The 6,877-nt window shown below is 23.3% G+C and carries 10 protein-coding genes; 5 read left to right on the top strand and 5 right to left on the bottom strand.

Annotated elements, in window-relative coordinates; genetic code table 11:
• The 5 genes from DRZ96_RS00365 to DRZ96_RS00345 form a co-directional block, all read right to left on the bottom strand.
• Positions 1 to 428, bottom strand: a 428-nt coding sequence (locus DRZ96_RS00365; protein WP_146740961.1) for a methyltransferase domain-containing protein, incomplete at its 3' end; no start/stop codon positions are given.
• Complete coding sequence (locus DRZ96_RS00360) at positions 361 to 1,266, bottom strand: hypothetical protein (protein ID WP_146740960.1); 906 nt, start codon at positions 1,264 to 1,266, stop codon at positions 361 to 363. The genes DRZ96_RS00365 and DRZ96_RS00360, both read right to left, overlap by 68 nt.
• A 125-nt stretch (positions 1,267 to 1,391) precedes the next feature.
• Positions 1,392 to 2,132 carry a hypothetical protein gene (locus DRZ96_RS00355; RefSeq protein ID WP_112889229.1) on the bottom strand — a complete coding sequence of 247 codons (741 nt, stop codon included), beginning with the start codon at positions 2,130 to 2,132 and terminating at the stop codon, positions 1,392 to 1,394.
• Positions 2,133 to 2,464: 332 nt separating this feature from the next.
• Entirely contained in the window at positions 2,465 to 2,929 is a 465-nt protein-coding gene (locus DRZ96_RS00350) for a hypothetical protein (RefSeq protein ID WP_112889228.1), read from the bottom strand.
• A 144-nt stretch (positions 2,930 to 3,073) separates the two neighbouring features.
• The gene (locus tag DRZ96_RS00345) at positions 3,074 to 3,361 is read right to left on the bottom strand and encodes a phosphopantetheine-binding protein (RefSeq protein ID WP_172605428.1); all 288 of its coding nucleotides are present in this window, start codon (positions 3,359 to 3,361) and stop codon (positions 3,074 to 3,076) included.
• 97 nt (positions 3,362 to 3,458) lie between these two features.
• On the opposite strand from DRZ96_RS00345, the gene DRZ96_RS00340 reads away from it, so the two are divergent.
• From DRZ96_RS00340 to DRZ96_RS00325, 5 genes are all read left to right on the top strand, one after another.
• The gene (locus DRZ96_RS00340) at positions 3,459 to 3,656 is read left to right on the top strand and encodes a phosphopantetheine-binding protein (RefSeq protein ID WP_172605427.1); all 198 of its coding nucleotides are present in this window, start codon (positions 3,459 to 3,461) and stop codon (positions 3,654 to 3,656) included.
• A gap of 397 nt (positions 3,657 to 4,053) precedes the next feature.
• Entirely contained in the window at positions 4,054 to 4,200 is a 147-nt protein-coding gene (locus DRZ96_RS10430) for a hypothetical protein (protein ID WP_172605426.1), read from the top strand.
• 481 nt (positions 4,201 to 4,681) lie between these two features.
• Complete coding sequence (locus DRZ96_RS00335) at positions 4,682 to 5,254, top strand: hypothetical protein (RefSeq protein ID WP_112889225.1); 573 nt, start codon at positions 4,682 to 4,684, stop codon at positions 5,252 to 5,254.
• A gap of 839 nt (positions 5,255 to 6,093) precedes the next feature.
• The gene (locus DRZ96_RS10425; RefSeq protein ID WP_172605425.1) at positions 6,094 to 6,453 is read left to right on the top strand and encodes a hypothetical protein; all 360 of its coding nucleotides are present in this window, start codon (positions 6,094 to 6,096) and stop codon (positions 6,451 to 6,453) included.
• On the top strand, positions 6,386 to 6,853 hold the full coding sequence (locus tag DRZ96_RS00325; protein WP_112889223.1) for a methyltransferase domain-containing protein: 468 nt from the start codon (positions 6,386 to 6,388) through the stop codon (positions 6,851 to 6,853). The genes DRZ96_RS10425 and DRZ96_RS00325 overlap by 68 nt, the downstream gene beginning before the upstream one ends.
• Positions 6,854 to 6,877: the final 24 nt, after the last annotated feature.

Here is a 6,877-nt window from a genome sequence, read left to right as displayed (position 1 = left end):
CAAGGCGTGTGTATTTTAGGATAAGTAAGAATTTGTTTTTTATCAAATGTATCCTTTAATAAATCAAGCCATTCTAATCTATTTAAAAATGTTCTATTTTTCTCTAGCCTAATATCTGTTGGTTTTGTCATCATAAAAACTTGTGAAACAAGCATTTCAGGAGGTTCCTTAACTGGTTCTGCAATTAATATAAGACTATCTTTTTTTACAGTATTATATATCTCTCTCAATACTGTATTTAATTTTCCAGAATTATTTAATACACCTACAGCTATCACTATATCAAAAGTTTCCTTTCCTAACTTTTCCAAATCTTTATCTATATCAATCTTTTCATATTCAATGTTACTAACTACATTTTCATATTTGCTTTTTGCACACTGGATAAAAAAAATTCGATATATCTGTATATTTATATAATACTTCATCAATCAAATTTTCATCTATTAATCTTTTTAATACACTATCTGTAGTAGCTCCTATTCCAGCTCCTATTTCTAAAATTTTTATCTTATTAATTCCACTAGAATATTTTTTTACATAATCAGATATAGTTATTGCTACTAAGTCATTAATATATCTATATACCATGTTGTTCTTATATAATGCCTTTGCATATTTCAGGTCTCCCTCAGGAAATAATATAGAATTACATTTTTTCTTTCCATCAAATAATTCTTGTAAATATTTTATATTTTGATTTATATAATCTATAGACAACGGATCTCCTAATTTCCAATCCCATAAGTTCTTTGCATCTTCATAATATCTATCAATATTATTTTTATTCACGACTTTACGCAAATAACAATTATTATTTTCTAGATGTATAAATTCATTTTCGAATAATATATTTAACCATCTTAATATAATATTTTTATTTCTACTATTAAAGTTTTTTTCAATAATCTCATTTATATTATATTTGCGATTACAATCAATAAAAACACCATTATTTTGAAAAAACAATATCATGGACAAATATATATACATATTTATCGATTCTAAAAATTTATTTACATGAACATGATCTATAAATGAGTACCTTCTTTCAACATCTTGTATAGAATGAATATTCATTAAATTAGGTGTTTCATACAACCACTCATTTTTTTCTAAATTTGAGGATAAACATGAGTTTTGTTTTATTGTAAGGTCATCTTTTAAATCAAACTTTCTTACTAAATATTCAAATTCATCAAATAATTGAACATCTTTAATAATCTCGTGTACCTTTGGCAAATATTTTCTTCCATCATTCTTCATATTATTTAAAAAAGTGATCTGTTTTTTTACCAAAAGTAATAATTCATCATTTAAATCTGTTTTATTTTCGACTGTAAAAGATGTTTTTAAATTTAGTAGTTGTTCTGCATTGTATAAATTTATATTTATGTTATCTTTATCAAAAAATAAATTTCTTCTATTTTCCAGATAATTATATTTTTAAAAATTTCTAAAATCAAACTACCATCTTCAAATACAAACTCCAATTTATTTTCATAGTATTTGCATCTGTTATTAATATTTATAGGATCATATACTTTAAAGCAAAATGTTATTTCCGATATTTTCCCACTAATAGTAATAAATTCATCATGACTAAATGTTTTTATATCAAAACAAAAATTCTCATTAAGGCTTGACTTAATAATTTTAAAAATAGAAAATAACATATCTTTAGATATAAACGAATCAATATATATTATTTTTTGTTCTTGCATTATTTGTTTCGCTTTTCTTATAAACATTTTTGAAATTTCTGTTTCTTCATATAAATTTCTAATAAGATAGTAACAGTTTTTACTTTTTATTTCCTTTAAATATTTTATTGTATCTTTTTTACTTTTAGGAATTTCTTCAATTACGTTTATTCCTCTATTTAATAGATAGCGAACAATATCTACATCTCTATTAATTTCAGAATTAAATGGAACATATGCAAGTTTAGTATTATTAGGGATATTTTTTATATTTGTAAAAAGTGGCAAATTATTAAAATATGCATCTCTAATTGTTGTCTTAGAATTAACTTCAAAAATTCCTGATATTTCAATTATATCTTTTAATTTAAATAAAGATTCTACAATAAAATTTCCTGATACTTTTCCACAAATAATTGTTTCTATCATTTTTTCACCCCCCCACAAAACGATATACTTTCTTTTTTAAATATTTATTATAATATATACTTTATTCTCTATATTTCGCTCGACATATTTTCATTTAACATATTTGCTAAAACTTTTGAGTTTGACTTTCCTTGTACTGAACTATAATGATTGCCTGGTATATAAAATTTTCTAATATCGCAATAATTATATTCTTCCAATTTTCAGCTAGGATATTAAAGTGCTTATATGCCCCAACATTATCTTTTGCTATATAGTAATCTATATCCCAAAATATATTTCAGGCATAAATTTTTGAGCATTAAATGACTTTATGAAAATTTTATACATATCTAAAAAAGATTTTTTTGTAATTGAATTTCCCTTATTTTTACTAAATTATAATATAATTCAAATCTTTTTTGTTGAGATAAAGAATTTAATTTTTTTACATAAAGTATATCTTCTTCGAATCGCATTTTACTCAATATATTATTAACCGTCATTGCATTCTCATAATTATTATCCATATTAGAAAATGCTATATCTAATATATTTGTTTCTTTAAATCCTATATCTGAAATTTCAATATTAAATGCTTGTAAGAAATTAAATTCCAATAATAATTCATCATAATTATAATTTAACAAGCTTCCACCTTCTATAACTGCTAAATTATCTACTAAAATTCCTGCTTCTAATAATCTCCTAGAAACTTCTATTGCAACTACCCCGCTAAAGCTATATCCTATTATTTGAACATTTGTTGGGAGAAAATTTTTGTATTTCTTTATAATACTCATTTGCCAATTTTTCAACTAATTCATCTGAATTTATATCTAGATACTTACCTATATCTGATACACCCATCAATAATATATCTCCTTTATTTTGAGAACATAATTCCATTGCTAAATTTTTTAAATTTTCAAGATTTCCAAAAGCTCCATGTAATATAACTCTTAATCTTTTATCCTCGATGGCTGCACTATATTTTTTGAGTATATAAATTCATCATTAGAAATATTATGCTCTGTACCGTTTCCGCCTTTCAATAACTCAGAAATCCTATAAAAAGTTGGTTCATCTATTAATTCTCTAAGTATAGATTCAAATGTGCTACTTGATTCAATGCTTTTTGTAATTTCAGCTGCTATTTGAGCTAAAATCAATGAATCAGCTCCACATTCATATAAATTCTTATTTAAATTTAATTCTTCTTCATCTAAAAATTTAGCACAAATATTCAATGCTTCTTTTGGTATAGATGTTTTTTTGAATCAAAATTGCAATAAATGATATCTATTAATTTCTGATTCAAAAAAACATCTCATACCAAAAGAAGCATTGAATATTTGTGCTAAATTTTTAGATGAAGAAGAATTAAATTTAAATAAGAATTTATATGAATGTGGAGCTGATTCATTGATTTTAGCTCAAATAGCAGCTGAAATTACAAAAAGCATTGAATCAAGTAGCACATTTGAATCTATACTTAGAGAATTAATAGATGAACCAACTTTTATAGGATTTCTGAGTTATTGAAAGGCGGAAACGGTACAGAGCATAATATTTCTAATGATGAATTTATATACTCAAAAAAATATAGTGCAGCCATCGAGGATAAAAGATTAAGATTATATTACATGGAGCTTTTGGAAATCTTGAAAATTTAAAAAATTTAGCAATGGAATTATGTTCTCAAATAAAGGAGATATATTATTGATGGGTGTATCAGATATAGGTAAGTATCTAGATATAAATCAGATGAATTAGTTGAAAAATTGGCAAATGAGTATTATAAAGAAATACAAAAATTTTCTCCAACAAATGTTCAAATAATAGGATATAGCTTTAGCGGGTAGTTGCAATAGAAGTTTCTAGGAGATTATTAGAAGCAGGAATTTTAGTAGATAATTTAGCAGTTATAGAAGGTGGAAGCTTGTTAAATTATAATTATGATGAATTATTATTGGAATTTAATTTCTTACAAGCATTTAATATTGAAATTTCAGATATAGGATTTAAAGAAACAAATATATTAGATATAGCATTTCTAATATGGATAATAATTATGAGAATGCAATGACGGTTAATAATATATTGAGTAAAATGCGATTCGAAGAAGATATACTTTATGTAAAAAAATTAAATTCTTTATCTCAACAAAAAAGATTTGAATTATATTATAATTTAGTAAAAAATAAGGGAAATTCAATTACAAAAAAATCTTTTTTAGATATGTATAAAATTTCATAAAGTCATTTAATGCTCAAAAATTTATGCCTGAAATATATTTTGGGGATATAGATTACTATATAGCAAAAGATAATGTTGGGGCATATAAGCACTTTAATATCCTAGCTGAAAATTGGAAGAATATAATTATTGGCGATATTAGAAAATTTTATATACCAGGCAATCATTATAGTCAGTACAAGGAAAGTCAAACTCAAAAGTTTTAGCAAATATGTTAAATGAAAATATGTCGAGCGAAATATAGAGAATAAAGTATATATTATAATAATATTTAAAAAAGAAAGTATATCGTTTTGTGGGGGGGTGAAAAAATGATAGAAACAATTATTTGTGGAAAAGTATCAGGAAATTTTATTGTAGAATCTTTATTTAAATTAAAAGATATAATTGAAATATCAGGAATTTTTGAAGTTAATTCTAAGACAACAATTAGAGATGCATATTTTAATAATTTGCCACTTTTTACAAATATAAAAAATATCCCTAATAATACTAAACTTGCATATGTTCCATTTAATTCTGAAATTAATAGAGATGTAGATATTGTTCGCTATCTATTAAATAGAGGAATAAACGTAATTGAAGAAATTCCTAAAAGTAAAAAAGATACAATAAAATATTTAAAGGAAATAAAAAGTAAAAACTGTTACTATCTTATTAGAAATTTATATGAAGAAACAGAAATTTCAAAAATGTTTATAAGAAAAGCGAAACAAATAATGCAAGAACAAAAAATAATATATATTGATTCGTTTATATCTAAAGATATGTTATTTTCTATTTTTAAAATTATTAAGTCAAGCCTTAATGAGAATTTTTGTTTTGATATAAAAACATTTAGTCATGATGAATTTATTACTATTAGTGGGAAATATCGGAAATAACATTTTGCTTTAAAGTATATGATCCTATAAATATTAATAACAGATGCAAATACTATGAAAATAAATTGGAGTTTGTATTTGAAGATGGTAGTTTGATTTTAGAAATTTTTAAAAATATAATTATCTGGAAAAATAGAAGAAATTTATTTTTGATAAAGATAACATAAATATAAATTTATACAATGCAGAACAACTACTAAATTTAAAAACATCTTTTACAGTCGAAAATAAAACAGATTTAAATGATGAATTATTACTTTTGGTAAAAAAACAGATCACTTTTTTAAATAATATGAAGAATGATGGAAGAAAATATTTGCCAAAGGTACACGAGATTATTAAAGATGTTCAATTATTTGATGAATTTGAATATTTAGTAAGAAAGTTTGATTTAAAAGATGACCTTACAATAAAACAAAACTCATGTTTATCCTCAAATTTAGAAAAAAAATGAGTGGTTGTATGAAACACCTAATTTAATGAATATTCATTCTATACAAGATGTTGAAAGAAGGTACTCATTTATAGATCATGTTCATGTAAATAAATTTTTAGAATCGATAAATATGTATATATATTTGTCCATGATATTGTTTTTTCAAAATAATGGTGTTTTTATTGATTGTAATCGCAAATATAATATAAATGAGATTATTGAAAAAAACTTTAATAGTAGAAATAAAAATATTATATTAAGATGGTTAAATATATTATTCGAAAATGAATTTATACATCTAGAAAATAATAATTGTTATTTGCGTAAAGTCGTGAATAAAAATAATATTGATAGATATTATGAAGATGCAAAGAACTTATGGGATTGGAAATTAGGAGATCCGTTGTCTATAGATTATATAAATCAAAATATAAAATATTTACAAGAATTATTTGATGGAAAGAAAAAATGTAATTCTATATTATTTCCTGAGGGAGACCTGAAATATGCAAAGGCATTATATAAGAACAACATGGTATATAGATATATTAATGACTTAGTAGCAATAACTATATCTGATTATGTAAAAAAATATTCTAGTGGAATTAATAAGATAAAAATTTTAGAAATAGGAGCTGGAATAGGAGCTACTACAGATAGTGTATTAAAAAGATTAATAGATGAAAATTTGATTGATGAAGTATTATATAAATATACAGATATATCGAATTTTTTTTATCCAGTGTGCAAAAAGCAAATATGAAAATGTAGTTAGTAACATTGAATATGAAAAGATTGATATAGATAAAGATTTGGAAAAGTTAGGAAAGGAAACTTTTGATATAGTGATAGCTGTAGGTGTATTAAATAATTCTGGAAAATTAAATACAGTATTGAGAGAGATATATAATACTGTAAAAAAAGATAGTCTTATATTAATTGCAGAACCAGTTAAGGAACCTCCTGAAATGCTTGTTTCACAAGTTTTTATGATGACAAAACCAACAGATATTAGGCTAGAGAAAAATAGAACATTTTTAAATAGATTAGAATGGCTTGATTTATTAAAGGATACATTTGATAAAAAACAAATTCTTACTTATCCTAAAAATACACACGCCTTGTATGAATTTGGGCAACAATTATTTGTTGTTAAAATATAAAAAAAGGAGATAAATAAGTAGTCA

Source organism: Peptoniphilus harei, from assembly GCF_900454685.1.
Taxonomy (GTDB): Bacteria; Bacillota; Clostridia; order Tissierellales; family Peptoniphilaceae; genus Peptoniphilus_A; species Peptoniphilus_A harei.
Note: the sequence above shows the minus strand (reverse complement) of the source record. Positions and strands in the feature narration are given on the sequence as shown.

What these genes read in the sequence shown, in the direction of transcription:
- DRZ96_RS00360 (WP_146740960.1), bottom strand. Translation starts at nt 1,266, where the DNA reads ATGAAGAATGATGGAAGAAAATATTTGCCAAAGGTACACGAGATTATT.
- DRZ96_RS00355 (WP_112889229.1), bottom strand. Translation starts at nt 2,132, where the DNA reads ATGATAGAAACAATTATTTGTGGAAAAGTATCAGGAAATTTTATTGTA.
- DRZ96_RS00335 (WP_112889225.1), top strand. Translation starts at nt 4,682, where the DNA reads ATGATAGAAACAATTATTTGTGGAAAAGTATCAGGAAATTTTATTGTA.
- DRZ96_RS00325 (WP_112889223.1), top strand. Translation starts at nt 6,386, where the DNA reads ATGAAGTATTATATAAATATACAGATATATCGAATTTTTTTTATCCAG.